This window comes from Thalassospira tepidiphila MCCC 1A03514 (assembly GCF_001662875.1).
GTDB lineage: Bacteria > Pseudomonadota > Alphaproteobacteria > Rhodospirillales > Thalassospiraceae > Thalassospira > Thalassospira tepidiphila.
This window is the reverse complement of the sequence record NZ_JPVZ01000011.1, coordinates 39,613-58,215: the sequence shown is the minus strand read 5'-3', so window position 1 is coordinate 58,215 and position 18,603 is coordinate 39,613. Positions and strand designations below refer to the sequence as shown.

The 18,603-nt window shown below is 55.3% G+C and carries 20 protein-coding genes; 9 read left to right on the top strand and 11 right to left on the bottom strand.

Going from position 1 to position 18,603, the window contains the following annotated elements; translation table 11 throughout:
• Positions 1 to 374 precede the first annotated feature (374 nt).
• The 3 genes from TH4_RS18230 to TH4_RS18220 all read right to left on the bottom strand — a co-directional run bounded on the left by TH4_RS18230 (position 375) and on the right by TH4_RS18220 (position 5,399).
• The gene (locus TH4_RS18230) at positions 375 to 1,946 is read right to left on the bottom strand and encodes a SpoVR family protein (RefSeq protein ID WP_064782257.1); all 1,572 of its coding nucleotides are present in this window, start codon (positions 1,944 to 1,946) and stop codon (positions 375 to 377) included.
• Entirely contained in the window at positions 1,943 to 3,280 is a 1,338-nt protein-coding gene (locus TH4_RS18225) for a YeaH/YhbH family protein (RefSeq protein WP_008892112.1), read from the bottom strand. Before TH4_RS18225 ends, TH4_RS18230 begins: the two co-directional genes overlap by 4 nt.
• Before the next feature lie 175 nt (positions 3,281 to 3,455).
• A complete protein-coding gene (locus tag TH4_RS18220) occupies positions 3,456 to 5,399 on the bottom strand; it encodes a PrkA family serine protein kinase (RefSeq protein ID WP_008892111.1) in 1,944 nt (647 codons plus the stop codon).
• Between the two features lie 615 nt (positions 5,400 to 6,014).
• Here TH4_RS18220 and TH4_RS18215 point away from each other — a divergent pair.
• Complete coding sequence (locus TH4_RS18215) at positions 6,015 to 6,353, top strand: rhodanese-like domain-containing protein (RefSeq protein WP_008892110.1); 339 nt, start codon at positions 6,015 to 6,017, stop codon at positions 6,351 to 6,353.
• Positions 6,354 to 6,433: 80 nt separating this feature from the next.
• On the opposite strand, the gene TH4_RS18210 is transcribed toward TH4_RS18215, so the two are convergent.
• Positions 6,434 to 7,036 (bottom strand): TetR/AcrR family transcriptional regulator, encoded by a 603-nt coding sequence (locus TH4_RS18210; protein ID WP_064782256.1) that lies wholly within the window; start codon positions 7,034 to 7,036, stop codon positions 6,434 to 6,436.
• A 142-nt stretch (positions 7,037 to 7,178) separates the two neighbouring features.
• Here TH4_RS18210 and TH4_RS18205 point away from each other — a divergent pair, with 142 nt between their 5' ends.
• The 8 genes from TH4_RS18205 (at position 7,179) to TH4_RS18170 (ending at position 13,369) form a co-directional block, all read left to right on the top strand.
• Positions 7,179 to 7,583, top strand: a complete 405-nt coding sequence (locus TH4_RS18205) for a RidA family protein (RefSeq protein ID WP_064782255.1) — start codon at positions 7,179 to 7,181, stop codon at positions 7,581 to 7,583.
• Between the two features lie 134 nt (positions 7,584 to 7,717).
• Positions 7,718 to 8,272, top strand: a complete 555-nt coding sequence (locus tag TH4_RS18200; protein WP_064782254.1) for a helix-turn-helix domain-containing protein — start codon at positions 7,718 to 7,720, stop codon at positions 8,270 to 8,272.
• Between the two features lie 14 nt (positions 8,273 to 8,286).
• Positions 8,287 to 8,841: a GNAT family N-acetyltransferase gene (locus tag TH4_RS18195; protein WP_064782253.1), complete on the top strand. Its 555-nt coding sequence runs from the start codon at positions 8,287 to 8,289 to the stop codon at positions 8,839 to 8,841.
• Positions 8,842 to 9,142: 301 nt separating this feature from the next.
• Positions 9,143 to 10,132, top strand: coding sequence for a TRAP transporter substrate-binding protein (locus tag TH4_RS18190; RefSeq protein WP_008892105.1), 990 nt, complete (start codon positions 9,143 to 9,145; stop codon positions 10,130 to 10,132).
• A 165-nt stretch (positions 10,133 to 10,297) separates the two neighbouring features.
• Entirely contained in the window at positions 10,298 to 10,786 is a 489-nt protein-coding gene (locus TH4_RS18185; protein ID WP_008892104.1) for a TRAP transporter small permease, read from the top strand.
• On the top strand, positions 10,783 to 12,054 hold the full coding sequence (locus TH4_RS18180) for a TRAP transporter large permease (RefSeq protein ID WP_064782252.1): 1,272 nt from the start codon (positions 10,783 to 10,785) through the stop codon (positions 12,052 to 12,054). The genes TH4_RS18185 and TH4_RS18180 overlap by 4 nt, the downstream gene beginning before the upstream one ends.
• Before the next feature lie 6 nt (positions 12,055 to 12,060).
• The gene (locus tag TH4_RS18175) at positions 12,061 to 12,945 is read left to right on the top strand and encodes an isocitrate lyase/PEP mutase family protein (RefSeq protein WP_064782251.1); all 885 of its coding nucleotides are present in this window, start codon (positions 12,061 to 12,063) and stop codon (positions 12,943 to 12,945) included.
• 16 nt (positions 12,946 to 12,961) lie between these two features.
• A complete protein-coding gene (locus TH4_RS18170) occupies positions 12,962 to 13,369 on the top strand; it encodes a GFA family protein (protein WP_064782299.1) in 408 nt (135 codons plus the stop codon).
• Positions 13,370 to 13,469: 100 nt separating this feature from the next.
• Here TH4_RS18170 and TH4_RS18165 read toward each other — a convergent pair whose 3' ends face one another.
• From TH4_RS18165 to TH4_RS18135, 7 genes are read right to left on the bottom strand one after another with little or no spacing between them, the layout of a single operon-like run.
• Positions 13,470 to 13,739, bottom strand: coding sequence for an excisionase family DNA-binding protein (locus tag TH4_RS18165; RefSeq protein ID WP_064782250.1), 270 nt, complete (start codon positions 13,737 to 13,739; stop codon positions 13,470 to 13,472).
• Positions 13,736 to 14,368 carry a J domain-containing protein gene (locus TH4_RS18160; protein ID WP_245227998.1) on the bottom strand — a complete coding sequence of 211 codons (633 nt, stop codon included), beginning with the start codon at positions 14,366 to 14,368 and terminating at the stop codon, positions 13,736 to 13,738. The genes TH4_RS18165 and TH4_RS18160 overlap by 4 nt, the downstream gene beginning before the upstream one ends.
• A complete protein-coding gene (locus TH4_RS18155; RefSeq protein WP_064782248.1) occupies positions 14,368 to 14,616 on the bottom strand; it encodes a Y16D family protein in 249 nt (82 codons plus the stop codon). The genes TH4_RS18160 and TH4_RS18155 overlap by 1 nt, the downstream gene beginning before the upstream one ends.
• Positions 14,613 to 15,644, bottom strand: a complete 1,032-nt coding sequence (locus TH4_RS18150) for a DUF5131 family protein (RefSeq protein WP_064782247.1) — start codon at positions 15,642 to 15,644, stop codon at positions 14,613 to 14,615. The genes TH4_RS18155 and TH4_RS18150 overlap by 4 nt, the downstream gene beginning before the upstream one ends.
• The gene (locus TH4_RS18145; RefSeq protein ID WP_245227996.1) at positions 15,641 to 16,324 is read right to left on the bottom strand and encodes a hypothetical protein; all 684 of its coding nucleotides are present in this window, start codon (positions 16,322 to 16,324) and stop codon (positions 15,641 to 15,643) included. Before TH4_RS18145 ends, TH4_RS18150 begins: the two co-directional genes overlap by 4 nt.
• Positions 16,321 to 18,159 (bottom strand): DNA cytosine methyltransferase, encoded by a 1,839-nt coding sequence (locus TH4_RS18140; protein WP_245227994.1) that lies wholly within the window; start codon positions 18,157 to 18,159, stop codon positions 16,321 to 16,323. Before TH4_RS18140 ends, TH4_RS18145 begins: the two co-directional genes overlap by 4 nt.
• A complete protein-coding gene (locus TH4_RS18135; protein WP_064782246.1) occupies positions 18,156 to 18,551 on the bottom strand; it encodes a helix-turn-helix domain-containing protein in 396 nt (131 codons plus the stop codon). Before TH4_RS18135 ends, TH4_RS18140 begins: the two co-directional genes overlap by 4 nt.
• Positions 18,552 to 18,603: the final 52 nt, after the last annotated feature.

The following is an 18,603-nucleotide window of genomic DNA, read 5'->3' as shown; positions in this document are numbered from 1 at the left end:
GTCCCCCGGCGCGGCAGATGCTCAGTATTATTCTTGTACCCCATTAGGGTGGGGCTGATTACATCGGAAAGATAAAAGCTTGGCCGCCAAAGCGATGTGCCAACCGTCACAGACGCCTGATTTGGAACGATTATTCTTTCAAACTCCCGTGATGCTATTGTACCGCAATTGACCGATCTATCAATTCGGAGTTGCTCGATAATGCATGACGGTTCAATGAAGACGGAAGTCCGGGCGGAGGGAATAACAGGCAACCTAATGAAATCACTATCCATCGCCTGATCGGTTCCGCTGTTTCCAAACCCGAAATTAAAAATCCGCACCCATTTGGGGCGCGGATTTCAAAGGTCTGTTTTTTTGCCCGAAGGTTGTGGTTAGTTGCCGACCAGATCATCCGGTGTGTAATTCACCTCATGCAGGATTTCGCCGCTTTCATAATCGACCGCCTGCAAGGTAACGCCATAGCCCCACAACTGCCCGATATAGCCCAGCGTCATTTCCGCTTCCGACTTTTCAAGGCGGATGCCTTCATGTTCGGTATGCTGGATGTAAAGCTGGCGGTTGCCGCGGATATCGACATCGACCACCTGCATGTCGGGCTCGCGCACTGAAATGTCATGCATGCGGGCCAAGGACCGGCGCACCTTGCGATACCCATTATCATCATGGATGGCCGCGACTTCGAGGTGCGGTGATGAACTGAGATCATCAATCATGAACATCCGCATGTCGCGCATGACCTTGGGCGACAGGAATTGCAGGATAAAGCTTTCATCCCGGTAATGCGCCCACGCTTCTTTCAGGGTCTCGACTGGCTCATTGTTGCCGGCGATATCGGGGAACCATTTATGGTCTTCCTCGGTCGGATCAACACAGATGCGGTGGATGTCCTGCATCATCGCAAAGCCAAGCGCATAGGGGTTGAAACCCGAATAGCGTTGATCATCATATTCGGCCTGAAACACGACGCGCGAATGGTAATCGATGAACTCCATCATAGCACCCTCGGAAATCAGACCCTTGTCATACAGACTGTTCATGATGGCGTAATGCACATAGCACGCACAGCCTTCATTCATCATCTTGGTCTGTTTCTGCGGATAGAAATACTGCCCGATATTGCGCACGATGCGCAAAATCTCACGCTCCCACGCTTGCAAGGTCGGGGCATTCTTTTCGAGGAAATAAAGCAGGTTTTCTTCCGGCAAGCCGAACTGCGCACGGCGTTCCTCGACCCGCATCTTGCGCTTAAGCTCGTCCATATCCTGATCACCCGGATTAGGCTGGGGCAGGGTGCGCCACAGATCGTTGTATGTCTCGTCTTCATACTTGGCGCGTTCACGTTCACGCTTTAGCTCGGCCGCCAAGTTGGGTTTTTCCGGCCGGGAATAGCGGTTCACCCCCTGATCCATCAGGGCGTGTGCGGCATCCAGAATCCGTTCCACCGCGTCAAAGCCGTATCGGTCCTCGCACTTGGCGATATAGCTTTTGGCAAATTGCAGATAATCCAGAATGCCGTCGGCATCCGTCCATTGCTTGAACAGATAGTTGTTCTTGAAGAAATGGTTATGGCCAAACGCCGCATGCGCGATCACCAGCGCCTGCATCACGATGGTGTTTTCTTCCATCACATAGGAAATGCAAGGGTTGGAATTGATCACGATCTCATAGGCCAGCCCCTGATATCCCTTGCGATACATCACATCATCGCGCACGAAGCGTTTGCCAAACGACCAGTGGTGATACATCAAGGGCATGCCGATTGATGAATAGGCATCCAGCATCTGCTCGGACGTGATCACCTCGACCTGATTGGGATAGACATCAAGCTTAAGCTCATTCAGCGCGATATCCTCAATCGCGTCATAGGTGGCCTTTAACGTCTCGAAGTCCCAGTCGGCACTGGTGAAAAGCAATTTGTCTGCGGATTTGGTCTTGGAGCTCATCGGCCTGCCTCCGCACGGTTTTTGGCAAACAGTTCCCTAAATACCGGGAAGATGTCGGCTGCCTTGGTTACCCGTTTAAGCGCAAAGCGCGGATTGTCTCTGGCAAGCGGGGCATAGGATTTCCAAAGGGCGGTTTCGCCTTCGGCGGCGGCAAAAATCTCGGCCTCGCGCTCGTCAGTGATTTCGATATAGGCGTAATACTGGCACTTGGGCAAAAGGTCCTGGGCCAGAAGGGCTGTGCATTTCGCCCCGTCATTGGAATAGTTATCGCCATCGGATGCCTGCGCGGCATAGATGTTCCACTGATCGGTGGGATAACGATCCACCAACACCTTTTTCATTTCCTCGAGTGCTGTGGAAACAATCGTGCCACCGGTTTCGCGCGAATAGAAAAAGGTTTCCTCGTCCACCTCGGCTGCGCGCGATGTATGGCGGATAAACACCACCTCGACATGTTCGTATTTGCGATGCAGGAACAGGTGAAGCAACATGAAGAACCGTTTCGCCAGTTCCTTCATCTGTTCGGACATCGATCCCGACACATCCATCAAACAGAACATCACTGCCTGCGTGTTGGGATCGGGGATCTGTTGGAACTGGTTGAACCGCGTATCAATCGGATCAATGAACGGGATTGCCTTCATCCGTCGTTTGGCCTCTTCAAGATCAGCCAGCAGGGTATGAAGCGTATCCTCGTCAGTTTTGGTCAGCTTGCCATTCGGGCGTTTTTCCGCCTTGGCCTGAAGGGCTGAGATCTTTTCTTCAAGTTCGCGCACCTCGGCCGTTTTGGGGCGACGCAGTCCGATGCGCCGGGCCAGCGAATTGCGCATGGTGCGCACAAGGCTAAGGTTTGATGGTGTGCCTTCGACCGAAAAGCCCGCACGCGCATTTCGAAACGCGGTGGTCTGCTTCAGGCTCTTTTTCAAAAGGTCCGGCAGTTCAAGATCTTCAAAGAAGATATCAAGGAACTCGTCGCGGGTCAGGGTGAACTGGAATTCATCTTCACCCTCGCCATCGGGGCTTGCTTGCGATCCGCCAGACCCACTATCGCCACCTTGCGGGCGGGCAATGCGGTCACCCTGAACGAACTTCTTGTTGCCGGGCAGGACATAATTGCGGTTGCCCCCGCGTCCCATGTGGTGAAAGCCCGGCTCCTTCAGTGTTTTGCCGGGAATGGTGATCTGGTCGCCGCTGGAGATGTCGGTAATGCCACGCGACCGGATGGTGCTTTCAACCGCCTTTTTGATCTGGGCCTTTGCGCGACGCATGAAACGTTGCCGGTTGCCAAGGCTTTTGCCGGTCGGGTTCTTGCGGCGGTCAACGATATAAAGCATGGGCAGTCACATCCTTGCACGGTTCAAAAGCGCGTTGTGCAGGTCGCTTGCGCCTTGAAGTTCCGCAGGATGTGACCCGGATAAAACGGGCCGTGGTCGCATCCTGCGGCGAAGAGGTAACCGGGCGGACAAGGGACGAAGCCGCCCGGTTGGGCCGGGAAAGACAGGGGGGAGCTTAACCGGCCTTATTGACGCGCATGTACCATTCGACCAGACGACGCGTCTGGCGTTCGGTATATTTGCGATCGATCATGCGTTTGACGAACTCGTTGTGTTTCTTCTCGGTCTCGCTGTCTTTCTTCGAGCCGAACGAAATCACCGGCAGCAGGTCCTCGACCTGACTGAACATGCGTTTCTCGATCACATCGCGCAGTTTTTCATAGGACGTCCAGGACGGGTTCTTGCCCTTGTTGTTGGCACGGGCACGCAGGGCGAACTTGACGACCTCGTTACGGAAATCCTTGGGATTGGCGATGCCCGCCGGTTTTTCGATTTTCGACAGTTCCTGATCAATGATCTTGCGATCAAGAAGCTGACCGGTATCGGGATCCTTGAAGTCCTGATCCTCGATCCAGGCATCGGCATAGGCAACGTAGCGATCAAACAGGTTCTGACCGTAATCGGAATAGCTTTCCAGATACGCCTTCTGGATTTCCGCTCCGATAAACTCGGCGTAGCGCGGGGCCAGTTCGGATTTGATGAAGTCCATATAGGCCTTCTCGCGTTCTTCCGGGTACTGTTCGCGCCGGATCGCCTGTTCAAGGACATACATCAGATGCACCGGATCTGCCGCGACCTCGTGGGTGTCGTGGTTAAACGTTTCTGAAAGCACCTTGAAGGCAAAGCGGGTTGAAATGCCATCCATGCCTTCGTCAACACCGGCAGTATCGCGATATTCCTGCATGGATTTTGCCTTGGGATCGACATCCTTCAAGGTTTCGCCGTCATAGACCCGCATCTTGGAATACAGGTTGGAGTTTTCATGTTCCTGCAGACGCGAAAGGACAGAAAACTGTGCCAGCATTTTAAGCGTGCCCGGCGCGCAGGACCCGTGTTCAAGCTCGGACCCTTGCAACAGCTTGTCGTAAATCATCGTTTCTTCGGTGACGCGCAGGCAATAGGGCACCTTGATCACTGAAATACGGTCAATGAAGGCTTCGTTGTTTTTGTTGGCCTTGAATGTCTGCCACTCTGCCTCGTTCGAGTGGGCCAGGATCAACCCCTGGAACGGAATGGCACCAAGGTTTTCCGTGCCGATATAGTTGCTTTCCTGTGTGGCGGTCAGCAACGGGTGCAGCATCTTGATCGGCGCCTTAAACATCTCGACAAATTCAAGAATGCCCTGGTTGGCGCGGTTCAGGCCGCCCGAATAGCTATAGGCATCCGGGTCGTTCTGGCTGAAATATTCAAGCTTGCGGATATCGACCTTACCAACAAGCGACGAGATATCCTGGTTGTTCTCATCACCCGGTTCGGTCTTGGCAATCGCGATCTGGCGCAGACGTGACGGGATCAGTTTAACGACCGAGAATTTGGTCAGGTCCCCGCCAAACTCATCAAGGCGCTTGACCGCCCATGGCGACATAAGTCCCGTGAGGCGACGTTTGGGAATGCCGTATTTGTCTTCGATCGCATCACCCATCTTGGCCGGATTAAACAGGCCAAGCGGGCTTTCGAAAACCGGGCTGATTTCATCGCCGGCCTTCAGAACATAAATCGGTTCACGCTCCATCAGCTCTTTCAGCCGCTCGGCAAGGGAACTTTTCCCCCCGCCAACCGGGCCGAGCAGATAAAGAACCTGTTTGCGTTCTTCCAAACCCTGGGCGGCATATTTAAAGAAACCGACAATGCGCTCGATGGTTTCTTCCATGCCAAAGAAATCTTCAAAGGCGGGATAACGTTTGATGGTTCGGTTCAGGAAAATGCGGCCAAGTCGGGAATCTGTCGAGGTGTCGATCAGTTCCGGCTCGCCAATCGCTTTGATCATGCGTTCAGCGGCAGAGGCATAGGCACTTGGGTCTTCGCGACACAAATTGAGGTAATCGCGGATGGTCAGTTCAGTTTCCTGCTTTCCGTCATAGCCTTCCGCATACAGCTCGAAGATATCCTTCTCAGCCATGGCGCGGTCTCCTTTCAAACGTTATCGCACTGTCAAACTTACGTTTCCTGTCTCAATCCTGTTTTTGCGCAATTTTTGCGTTTTGCTTTTGCACGGATGGGGCGAACCCGATCCTGATCTGGTGGCGTCGGCAGGTCCCCTGTGAAGGGACTCCGCCAGACGGTCATGAATTAACAAATGGCGTTCGCGGTTAATCTCTGGCGGATCATGCCAAACGTGTGAAAATTCGATTGTGCAGTTGCGGCGTCAGCGCCGTAGTGCAGTCTTGATCAGACTCTTTTTGGGTCCCGTTGCGGCGACCAACAAACCGACCATCAATGTGTCGGGGCAGGCTTCTGTCGAATGAATTTCAAAGTGACCTTTGAGCCTGCCGAGGCAATTTGCCCTGTTATTCAGACGTGGGAATAACGAACTGATTTCGCAAGACGATACTTCTGTCGAACATCGTAAAATCGTGTGTTCATGTTCACATGTAAGTGACCGCTCGTCCAGCTTTGATGCCGCTTTCATTCCCACATCATCGCACAAAAATATTTTGCATTTGCAAAATCCGCAAGCCGACAGCTATCACAGGTGGGCAGGATCAGGCCGCAAAAGCCACCAAAGGACTTCATAATGAGCGACGAAACCGTACAGTTTATCGAACCGCATGAACTTGATCGACTGATTGGCGAAGAAGCCGTCACCATTATTGATGTCCGCGAAGCCGAGGAATTTGCAACCGGCCATATTGAAACCGCGATCAATATTCCGACCTCGAACTTCGATATCCCGGCCTTGGTCGACCTGACCGATGAAAGCGACACGGATCTGGTTTTTGTCTGTGCTGTTGGTCAGCGTTCCTTTGGGGCGGCCAACGCTGTTCTGCCCCATGTGGATTGCTCTGTCAGTAACCTTAAAGGCGGCATTCAAAGCTGGACCCGTGCGGGCTTTGACCTTGAAAATGGCAAATAATCCCGACCTTCTTTGACGGGGCAGGGGCCGGAGTGTGATCGGGCGCTCTACTACGCGCGGTGGTCGAATTCACGCCACTATCATTTGGCATTGGGCGTTACCAATACGCCAGCCGCAAGGCATTCAAATGCGGCAATTGCCTTGCCAAGGGTATCTTTCGGATCATCGCTGGCCGCGACCCAAAGGGCGGCATTCAACGCGACCCCGTTTAGCAACCTAGCCAGTGCTTCGATATCGACCGGTTTGATCGCACCCTGATCGGCCAGTTCCGTCAGGGTTGCGATTGTCGCCTGCAAGCAGCGGTTTTGGCTCGGCCACTGTGATGGATCGCCCAGAAAGGCCGGGCCATCGCGCAAAACGATCCGCTGTATTTCGGGATCAAGGGCCAGTTCGATATATGTCCTGCCCTCGGCCATCAAGCCGTTCCAACCGCCGCCTGCGGCATCCCCCGCATCCTTGGCCTGTTGTGCCATGGCAGAGTCTATTTCATCGACCACAGCGGCCAGCAGTCCGCGCTTGTCACCGAAATTGTGATACAGCGCCCCGCGCGTTAGCCCAGCACTTGCGGTCAGTTCGTCCATTGACGCTTCCGCATATCCCTTTTCGGCAAAGGCCTTGCGTCCCGCTTTGATCAGCTTGATGCGGGTTTCTTCCATTTTTTCAGCGCGCGTTTTGGCAGCCATCGGGCACTCCAATTTAACATACGTGGCGTATACGAATTGACATACGCTGCGTATGTGAATATATCTGCTTCACATACGCAGCGTATCTGAACTCAATTCGAAATACCACAGATACTAACTTTACCCGAACAAGGAGGTCTTCATGGCCCTCGCAAACCAAGCCGTCTTTCCGCCAAACCGCCATGCGCTTTATGACGCGCATGGCTATTCCCCGGCCATCAAATCCGGCGATCTTCTCTTTGTTTCTGGTCAGGTGGGCAGTCGCGAAGACGGATCCCCCGAACCTGAATTCAAAAAGCAGGTCGAACGCGCATTCGATAACCTTAAGGCGATCCTTGAGGCCGCCGGATGCAATTTTGATGACATCATTGACGTGACGACCTTCCACACCGATCCGGAAAACCAGTTTGAAGACATCATGGAAGTTAAGGACGCGATCTTTGATCAGGCGCCTTACCCGAACTGGACAGCAGTCGGGGTTACCTGGCTTTCCGGTTTTGATTTCGAAATCAAGGTGATTGCACGCATCCCGGCGACCAACGCCTGATCCATCTATCTGTGGCGGCAATGCCATGAAGTGACATGAACCGGTCCTGCCAAGAAAGCGGGGTCGGTTTTTTCATCTTGACGATTTCTCATTAATGGAAAAATATCTCAAATAAGAGATTAAAGGATGTCGCCATGGATGAAATCGAAACACGACTGGCCCAACGGTTGGCCGCTTTGCGCGCCGAACGCGGGTGGTCGCTTGATGAGCTTGCACAAAAAAGTGCGGTCAGTCGTGCCAGCCTGTCGCGGATCGAAAAGGGCGAGGTCAGCCCGACCGCCAATGTGCTGGGAAAGCTGTGCGTTGCTTTTGGCGTCACCCTGTCACGCCTGATGCAAATGGTCGAAGACGACTTTGCACCACTTGTCGCGCGTGCCGATCAGGAAGTTTGGACTGATCCCGATACCGGCTATCAAAGACGGCTGGTTTCCCCGACATCCAAACAATTGTCGGGCGAGGTGATCGAAGTCGAAATCGGCCCGAACCAGCGCATTGAATATGATGGATCCCCGCGTGACGGGCTTGAACATCATCTGGTTATGTTGTCTGGCGCGCTTTCGATGGAAGTCGATGGCCAAACCCATCACCTAAAGGCGGGTGATTGCCTGCGCTATCAGTTGCGTGGGGGCAATGTGTTTCAAACGCCCCGCGATCAGGGCGCGAAATATCACCTGTTTATCATCGACTAAGCGAAAGAACCGTTATGCCATCGGCTACGCACACCGCCCCCGATCTCGACATCGTCACCCTTGATACTGATGCGGTTACAGAACGCCTCGATCAGTTCGCCGACATGCTGCACGCCTGTGTCCATGACGGGGCCAGCATCGGCTTCATCGAACCCTTCCCGATGCACGAGGCCGAAGCTTTCTGGCGCGATAAAACCATCCCGGCACTCAAAGGCGGAAAGCGCATCCTGTTTGCTGCCCTTGATCAGGATCGCTTGGTCGGCACCGTCCAGCTTGATTATGACACCATGCCCAATCAGGCCCATCGCGGCGATATCAGCAAACTGATGGTGCGCCCCGATTGTCGCAGGCGCGGCATTGCCCGGCTGTTGATGCAGGCGGCCGAAAACCGGGCGCGTGATCTTGGGCGGACCTTGCTGACCCTTGATACCCGAACTGGCGACAGTGCCGAGATTCTTTATACCTCGCTCGGGTTTGAGACCACCGGCGTTATTCCGGATTTTGCCCGTGATCCGGACTCTGAAAAACTCAGCGGCACCACTGTGATGTATAAGCGCATTATCAGATAGTGTTTTGAAACGGCTTGCGATTCCCGGTTTTGTATCCAGAACGATCATTCTGGCATGCCAGACCAGACGCATGGACATTTCCATTGCAAATTATTTCAATACCGCAGTGCCGTTATCAAAGCTGTGCTTCTCGTCTGTATGTCCTCACCTCGCTGAGTTTTGGTGCTGTGTGCGCCGCACTGTGAGCCGCCTGGTCAGGGTTTCGCCGTAGTCAAAACATGTTGAACACCGCCGAAAAATGGGCGCATCCTTGCCGTCCTGAATAAAGAAACAGAATAAAAGTTCTCGGAGGACGTCCATCATGAAAAAATTTGCCCTTGCTGCCGCACTGATGGCAGCCGTCGGATTTTCCGGCACGGTTCAGGCCGCAGACCTGACACTGCGTATTTCCCTGCAATTGCCGATGAAAAGCCACCTTGGTCAGAACCTTTTGATGTTCAAGAACGAGGTCGAGGAAAAATCAAACGGCGATATCGAAGTCCAGATCTACGATTCCGCCCAGCTTTACAAGGACAAGGAAGTTCCTGCGGCGGTGGGATCAGGTGCGATTGAAATGGGTGTCGCGTCATTGACCCGTTATGTCGGTGATGTCCCGGCGGTTGATATCTTCTATCAGCCGTTCCTGCTCGATACCGAAGAAAAGGTCCGCAAGGCCGTTTCACCGGATTCCCCGGTACGTGCGCCGCTGGATGAGGCCATTGCTGAAACCGGTTCGACGGTTCTGTGGTGGCAGGCTTATGGTGGGTCGATCATGCTGTCGAACGGTGGCCCCATCAAAGGCCCGGATGGTCTGAAAGGCCAGAAAGTCCGCGTGTTCTCGAAAACCCAGGGTGATTTCATCTCCGCTGCCGGTGGTGCACCGACCCTGATTTCAGGCTCCGAGCAGTATATCGCCTATCAGCGTGGCACGGTTGATGTTGGCATGACCGGCATGTCGGGTGTGAAATCCCGTCAGCTTTGGGAAGTCATGGACACCGTCACCACCACCAACGATGCCGATATCGAATTCATCGTGGTTGTGAATACCGACTTCTGGAACGGTCTGACCGATGCGCAGCGTGACATCATTTCAACCGCGGCCATCAATGCCGAGAACGATGTGCGTGATCGCATGTCGACGATCGAGGCAGAAGCGTTTGACGAAGCCAAAGCCAACGGCATGACCATTTACACCCCGACGGCCGAAGAAATGGCTGCATGGCGCGAAGCTGCCAAACCGGTTTACGAGGCATTCCTTGCCAATACCGGTGATCTTGGCAAACAGGTCTTCGAGGCCGCCCAGAAGTTCTAAGCATTTGACGTCACCGGTCGGGTGCCATGTGCCATGCGCTGCATGATTGCCCATGGACGCCGACCGGGGCGTAATTTGATTTGTTGTCATCACCGCGCATGTTTGGGCCAATGCCCATACTGTGTGGTGATGACGCCCCGTTTTCCAACATGCACTGTTTAAATCATGTTTGATCGATTGACGCTTATTCTTGCGTGGGTCGCGGCCATCTTGTTTGTGCTTGCCGGCTGCATGCTGACCTACGAAGTGCTGGCACGGTATTTCTTCGTGCGTCCGACCATCTGGGCGGCCGAGCTTTCCCAACTTTGTCTGATCTGGGGATCGCTTTTGGGGATGCCCTGGGCACTGGCCGCACGCCGCCATATTTCGGTGGATGCCATCACCCGTCTTCTCGCCCCCAAGGTCCAGCGGCTTGTCGAAATCATTGCCATGGCCTGCATTTTGGCCTTTTCGGTGATGGTGACGATCAAGGGCTGGGAAATCTTTTATGAAAGTTTCGAGCGCGGCCGCACCAGCGGCACCATGCTCGATCTTCCGGCATGGGTTGCCGAACTGCCGGTCGCCATCGGCTTTGCGCTGCTTGCCATTCAGGCGGTGATCGAGATTATCGGGCTTGCACGCGGCAAGGACATTCCGAAAGGGGCGCACGAATGACCATCGTCCTGACCCTTGCTGCGATGTTCGCATTGCTTTTGATGCGTGTGCCGGTTGCCTTTGCGCTCGGCGGGCTTGGCCTTGCCATGCTGATCCTTGGGGGCTTTTCGCCGTTGATGGCGCCACAGGCGGTTTTGTCCACGCTTGATGGCTTTATCCTGCTGGCCGTGCCGCTGTTCCTTTTGATGTCAAACATCCTGTTGCGTGCGGGGGTTGGCAATGATCTGTTTGCCGCTGTCAGTGCATGGGTCGGCCATTGGCCGGGCGGGCTTGCGGTGGCGACCATTCTGTCTTGTGGTGTGTTTGCCGCCATTTCCGGGTCCTCGGTTGCGACGGCGGCCACCATCGGCACGGTTGCCATCCCGGAAATGATCAATCGTGGCTACAACAAGCGGTTTGTTTATGGATTGCTGGCCGCGGGCGGCACTCTTGGCATTCTGATCCCGCCATCGATCCCGATGATCATTTATGGTTTTGTCACCGAAGAATCGGTGATCTCGCTGTTTCTGGCCGGTATCGGTCCGGGTATTGCGCTTTTGGTGTTCTTTATCATCTTCTCGATGATTTATGCCCGCATGGGCGGGCAGGAACTTGAACCGAAAAAAGACTGGGCCGAACGCAAACGTGCCACCATCCGCGCACTTCCCTCGGTTGTTCTGGCCGTGCTGATCATATCGGGCATCTATTCCGGGGCCTTCACCCCGACCGAGGCCGCGGCCATCGGCTTTGCCGCCGCCCTCGTCATCACCGGCCCGATCATGCGGGTCCTAACATGGGATGCGCTGAAAAAGGCGGTGTTCGATTCCATGGCAACCACGGTTGCGATCATTCTGATCATTGCCGGGGCCAAGGTCTTTGGCAAGGCGATCACGCTTTATCGCATCCCGCAGGACATCTCGGTAATGATCACCCAAGGGGTCGATACCGAACTTGGCTTCATCCTGATTGTCACAGCGGTTCTGCTGGTGATGGGTTTGGTGTTCGAAGCGCTTTCGATGGTGCTGATCATGACACCAGTGCTGTTGCCCGCCGCCCTTGCCCTCGGATTCGATCCGATCTGGTTTGGTGTTTATATGGTGATCATGGTCGAATGTGCCCTGATTACACCGCCCGTCGGCCTTAACCTTTATGTGATCCAGTCGGTGGCAAAGGCCAGACTGGGCGAGGTTGCCCGCGGTGTTGCACCGTTCCTGCTGCTGATGTTTGCTTGTGCCGCCCTTTTGTATGTGTGGCACGATCTCGCCCTTTATATTCCCTTCAAGCTGTAAAGACCGATGAGTAACGTAAAATCACCTGCCGATACCCTGCGCGCGCTGCTTGCCACCGGTGATCTGATCACGATGCCCTGCTGCTTTGATGCGCTTTCTGCCAAACTGATCGAACAGGAAGGATTCGGTCTGACCTTCATGTCGGGCTTTGCGAGCTCTGCCGCACGGATTGGCGAACCTGATCTGGGCCTGATGTCCTATGGCGAAGTGCTTGATCAGGCGCGCAACATCACCGATGCGGTATCAATCCCTGTGATCGGGGACGGCGATACCGGCTATGGCAATGCGATGAATGTCAGGCGGACCGTCACCGGTTTTGCCAAGGCAGGCTGTGCGGCGGTCATGATCGAAGATCAGCTGGCCCCCAAACGCTGCGGCCATACCAAGGGCAAGGAAGTCGTCGGCCGGGATGAGGCGTTTGATCGCATCAAGGCCGCCGTCGATGCCCGCGAAGCCGGGGCGGACATCCTGATCCTGGCGCGCACCGATGCCCGTCATCAGCATGGCCTGACCGAGGCAATTGACCGTGCCGCAAAGTTCAAGGAACTCGGTGCCGACATCCTGTTTGTCGAGGCCCCGAAATCCGTCGACGAAATGCGCACCCTTTGTGCCGAACTTCCTGGTCCCAAGATGGCCAATATTGTTGAAGGCGGCGAAACCCCGGATCTGTCGCCCGAAGAACTCAAACAGATCGGCTATCAGATCGCGGCCTATCCACTATCGCTGATGGCAGCCGCCATGAAGGCCATGGTCGAATGCCTGCAAACCATGAAGGTCGGCCAACCGCGGGATGACAAACTGATGAGCTGGGCGGACCTGCGCCAACGCATCGGCTTTGATGAGTATTACAACGTTTCGGAACGCTACGCGTCATCGAGACGCGACGGCTAGGGCAGGGGAGATGGTCATGGCTGATAAACATCACGGCGGCTGCCTGTGTGGGGCTGTGCGCTACGAAGTCACGGGTGATTTTGATGCATTCTTCCTGTGCCACTGCAAACATTGCCAAAAGGACACCGGCTCGGCTCATGCGGCCAATCTGTTCTCAACCAAGGCAACGCTGTCTTGGATCGACGGCCATGATCACATCCAGTCCTACACCGTTCCCGGAACGCGCCATCAAAAGGCGTTTTGCAAAACATGCGGCGCGGCTGTTCCCTACACGCAGATGGACGGCAAGCTGTTGGTCGTACCGGCAGGCAGCCTTGAAACGCCTATCTCAATACGCCCGAACGCCCACATCATGATGGCCAGCAAGGCGAGCTGGGATGACGGGCTTGATGAAATCGTGCGCCTTGAAGGCATGCCCAAATAGCATTTCGGTGTGATGCCAAAAGAAAACCCCGCAGCCGATGGCTTGCGGGGTTTTCTTTAATGGTGCCGGCAGAGAGAAACGCACTGCCTATACAAATCAATTACTTAGTTGGGCAGTTCGTAATTAATTCGCTCCGGTATAGCAAAAACTTCTTTCCGGGCCTTTTGTATTTGAACTCTCCGGCGTGGCATTTCCGGCGCAAAGTGTCCTTGTGCATGCCCAGCATCTTGGCTGCTTCCTCAAGCGGGATCAACGGGTTTTCGTTGTCGGACTGCTGCCTGAGCATCATTTCGAGATTTGCGAGTCTCTCATAGAGCGGAGCGGTCACTTCGGCCATGGCCTGTTTGATTTCTTCTTGAAGTGCGCTCATCGCTCCATACCCTCCTGATATGCCGTGTTCAGTTCAGCCATTGTTTCGGGGCTTCCCCCTCTGTCCGGATGGTGCTTCTTGGCAAGGCGACGAAAGGCCTCTCGCACCTTGTCTGGCGTTGCGTCGGGATCGACACCAAGAACGTCCCACCAGTTGCGGTGCTGGGCAGCTTCATCGACCGGTACGCCACCACCTGGCGGGGGCAGTGTCTTGAACCCTGCGAAGGCCATTTCAAGATCGCCAACGCCCCAGCGATCCATGCCGCGCAGTGCTTCGATGTGCTTGGCAACCGCGGCGAGGTTGTCTGCAACCGTGTCCCATCTGTCACAGGGCAGGCAGTGCGCCTTGCCGCAGAACTGGAAATATATCGCCACACCGGGATCATCTGGTTTGCGTCGACCGGATCTCGGCAGACCGTCGTTGCGCAGCTCAACGTTTGACGAGATCACGTAGTTGATCGCGCCCATCATTTCGAGTTGTTCGATCAGCCGTTGCAGGCCATCGGCGACAGTGAGGCGGCGCTTATATCCGTTGTGCCTGTCAGCCTTTCCGAACGGTGCCATGCGGCGACGTGACGACTCAGTGCGTTTGAAGCCTTGCGGCCATGAAAGCGGGTATGCCTCAACCATCACCAAAGATCCTCGCTGAATAGTTCGTTCTGAGGGCTTGTTGCTTTCGGCATCTCGATCTGGCCTTCTATGATAGCTATTAGGCAGGCGCGGAACCGGTCGACAAAACCTTCTTTGCTGTCGATAAAACCTTGCGTGCCGTGATGATGCTCCGGCATCGGCCAACGTCCGATAATGTCATGGTGCCGTGCCGGTGCGGGCAGAGCTTTGACTTCACCATCGATCATCATTGCTGCTGCTACGATCATGACTTCACCTCCGGCCATTCGTTGTGTTCGACGCCATCGAGTGAGCGTCCGGCGCGTTTCTTGCCGACCTTGTTCATTGATTGCTTGCCTGATGGGTATTCTTCGACGGGAGCCCATGCGCCCCACTGCTTAAAGAAGAACGGCACCCCAGCGGCCTTGCACTGATCGCGCAGGGAGCGCGCCCAGTCCGGGTGCATTGGGCGGGCGTTATGTCCGCTTTCACCGCCGACGATGACCCAATCAAGTGAAGTGGTTTCTTTAGACAGGTGGGCTCGGCAGCTATATTCGGGGCTGACGTATCCGCGCAGATAATCGGCGTGGTCTGTGGTGCCGCACATGCCAGGTGCATTGTGATTAGCTAGATCAACTGGGCCCAGCAACGGCTCCACACTCAAGAAGCGAACCGCTGCCGGGGTATCAAGCAATACCGGAATGCGTTCGTCTGCTGCTTTCTGGTCCTCGACACTGACGCCAAGCCAGACGTTGGGAAGGGGCCAGACCCTACTTGGTAACGGCTTTCCACGCGGATTTTTGGTCAGATGTCTGAGGTTTAACAAGTCAGCGCAGTTGAAAGCAGTGTTGGTTTGTTCTGAGTGCCTGCTTGAGAGGTCTGAAAGGTTGCCGAAATAGGCATTCATTCGGTCATGGCGCTTGGTAAGGATGATAAAGGTGTGCTGCGGACACAGGGCCATGACGGCAAACACCTGATCGATCCATTCGCTTTTGTAGTGGTGCAAGAACAGGTCGGTCTGGCTGCAAACGAATATGGTTGCAGGCTTCTTCCAACCGATCGGTTGAACCAGTGTCTTCTGATCAAGGAATACTTCGACCTGATCAGCATCCTGTGCCGCGTACCTGACAGGGTTCTTGAAGCGCTTCTGGAACGTTTCGGCATAGCAGTTCTTGCATCCCGGCGAGACTTTCTCGCAGAAATGCCCGACGCCACCGGTTTTCTTGTTCCGAGCGCGAAGCGGGTTCCACGTCTTGCCCTTGGTTCCCTCGCGCTGGGTCCATTCAATCTTGGTCATGCCGCAGCCCTTTCCTCAATGAACCGGTCGACGTTGATCAGGTGAGGAACAAAGGTCACCGCCCAAAGCCAAGGATTGGATTTCCAGATGTCGGGTCCGTGGATTGACTTGAAAAGGCTGACAAACGAGCCTTTCGCGGTGAGCTCATGCTGTGTCCAGCTAGGGGTATATTTCCGCCAATAGCCGGGTCGCATTAGCTCGACACCTTCCGCAATGGCATCTTCCTCGCTGATGCTTTGCAAGCGTTCAACCCGCACATCAGTCACTTCGAGCGTGATCCGACTTGCCCAGCGGGGCATGTGGATACCGGGCCGTGGCTTTTCCCAATCTCCCCATTTCGGGCCGCCATCAGCCCAGAACCAAAGCTCGTCCTTGAAAACAGGTCCGTCTTCGGTGTTGATGTGGCCACGTTCAGATGGCTTGATATCTTTGAAGATGTGGTGGCCGCTCCACGTTTCGCGCACATACAGCAGATCGCCGGGCTTGCCGTAAGGGCAAAGGTCATTGCCCGGATCAACCAAAAAATCAGGAGAGAATTTGGCTTCGTCCAGCCAGTTAAGCGCAGTGCCTTTCACGGCCCGCCGCGTCTGTGTCTTCCCCGTGCCGGGGTTCTCGATCTCTCGCAGCAGCGCCTTGATCATCGGTGCGCTGAACAGGATTGGTTTTGCTGTGATGGTCACTCCACACCCCCACGCGCCGGGGTATCGACGCTGATTGCAGTCATAACAGGACGGACCCAGATCGGGGTTGAGCCCAAGGCGAAGGTCTGGCCGGATCGCGCCAGAAGGATCGCATGTCCCATGGCAGACCCGATTGCAGTTGCGGTTGCCGGTGGTACGGCATTGCCGATCCATTCGCGCCAAGCGGTGTGCGACTTGCCGACCAGTTCGAAGCAGATGCCTTCTTCCGGATCGAACAGGTTCTGCAGGGCCGCCAGTTCATATGTCGAGAACGGGCGGTTCCAAGTGTTCCATTCGGACTGGATCACGCATTGGAGATTTTCGGTAGGTTCCGGCAGGCGCCAGTCGGCAACGGAATTGAAGCCGTTGTCATATTTGCCGGCCGCAGTTACGGCCTTGGCGCTGTCTTCTGGATCAATGACGCCATAATGACCGCCACCATTGAAGACCTCGCGCTGATCGGTGCCAAACGCACGGGGATCGGCAATCGAGATATGACCACCCTGAACACCTTTGCCGCCACCGATCACGGTTGGGGCGGTTTGCTCTGTGCTGCACAGCTTCATGTTGCCGCCGTGGCGATCACTCCAGTTCGGGCGGGGATCTGCGACGGATGCCGCGCCACTCGCAGGCTGGGAACACCCGATCACGGTATTCGAATGCGAGTTGATGGCCACAACTTTGTATTTGTTTCGGCTTGCTGCCGTATGCCAAGACAGGCGCGGATCAGCAACCGAGAACGGGCCTTGGCCGGGGCTTCTGTGACCGGTGACGGTTGCCGATGTTTCATCCATCTTCTTCACACCGTACTGGCGATATTCAAGCGCACCAACAGGACGCGGATCCGCAACGCTATGCGCGCCGTTGGTCGGGCCGCTTCGCCCAGGAACGCAGCCGGTTGCCTGATCGAAGGACCGAACGCCAAGCACATCGCTTTGATAGGCCTGCTGCGGGATAATCCCGAAGTCGGTAAGGAATCCGTCTTCGACATTCAGCCGGTTCAGGCTGCGCCAGTCTTTGCCCGGTTCGATCAGGGCCAGACGCAGCCAAGTTTTCCACGCCAGCGAGGGCAGGGTATGCATTGCCCCGGCCCGTTCATCGCCTGGCATCGGCAGCTTGTTCAGGATATCGCCCACGGTTAGCAAAGACCGTTTCGGCGGTTCGTAGAGGAACGGCGGAACCTTAGCCTTGTGACGGGCCACCAGAAGGAATCGGCGACGTTTCTGGGCCAGACCACCCAATTCACCGCAACAATGCGTGGTGCGCGCCACGGCATAGCCATAAGCCTCAAGCAGCTTTTCGATCTGATCAAGGAAGTGAGTGCCCCGCGTCATGATGCGCGGGACGTTTTCAAGCAGATAGAAGCTGGCGGGATCATCCTTGAATGCCTCAAGCGCAAGCCATATCCCGCGCAGGGTCAGCGCGTTCAGCGCCTGATACTTCGCGGTACCCGCACGGTTCGACCCAAGCAGGCCGCTGAAACCCTTGCAAGGCGGTGAGGTAAAGACGATATCGGGACATTCCCCACCAGCCGCACGGCGGATGTCGTCAGGCATGGCCGGTTTCCAATCAGATCCCGGTTCCTTGCCATGCCAGGCGGTGTATTGCTCTGCGTCAAACAGATCAAGAACCGTTCCGTCAACACCGACCAGTTTATCGAAGTTATCGATACAGCCGGGATCAACATCGATCCCGCCGACATTGCGGAATTGGGCGCGATAGGTCGCGACCTTGTTGGTCACTTCCGCACGGCTGCGGTTCATGCCGGCCAGACCTGCACCGATACCGCAGAACAGACCAAAGGTTTTGATTTCTTCGTTGATGATCTGCTTCACGACACACCTCCCTGACGCGCGACATAAAAGTCGTGGGTGTTGGCGACGTGGAGATAGATCCCCTGTTTGAGCGGGTCTGGCAGGGCGTTGAAGCGCTGCATCAGGCGCAGGGCCTTGGTGCCGATTTCTGCCGGTGCCTCGGTGCCATCATCGAGCGTGGCATAGAACCATTCGACCGGAACGGCGAGAACCTTGGCGACTTCGTAAAGTCGTCCCGCGCCGATCCTGTTAGAGCCCTTTTCGTATTTCTGGACCTGTTGAAACGAGAGCCCGAGCTTTTCGGCCAGTGCTTCCTGTGACATGCCGAGTTGTGTCCGGCGTTCGCGGATGCGCGCCCCGACAACGGCGTCAACACCGTTCGCCTTGCCGCGTGTTTTCTTGTTATGCTCCATAACGTCGATTCCTTCTGCATTACGAGTGCGGGGATTGATGGGCGCTGGCGAG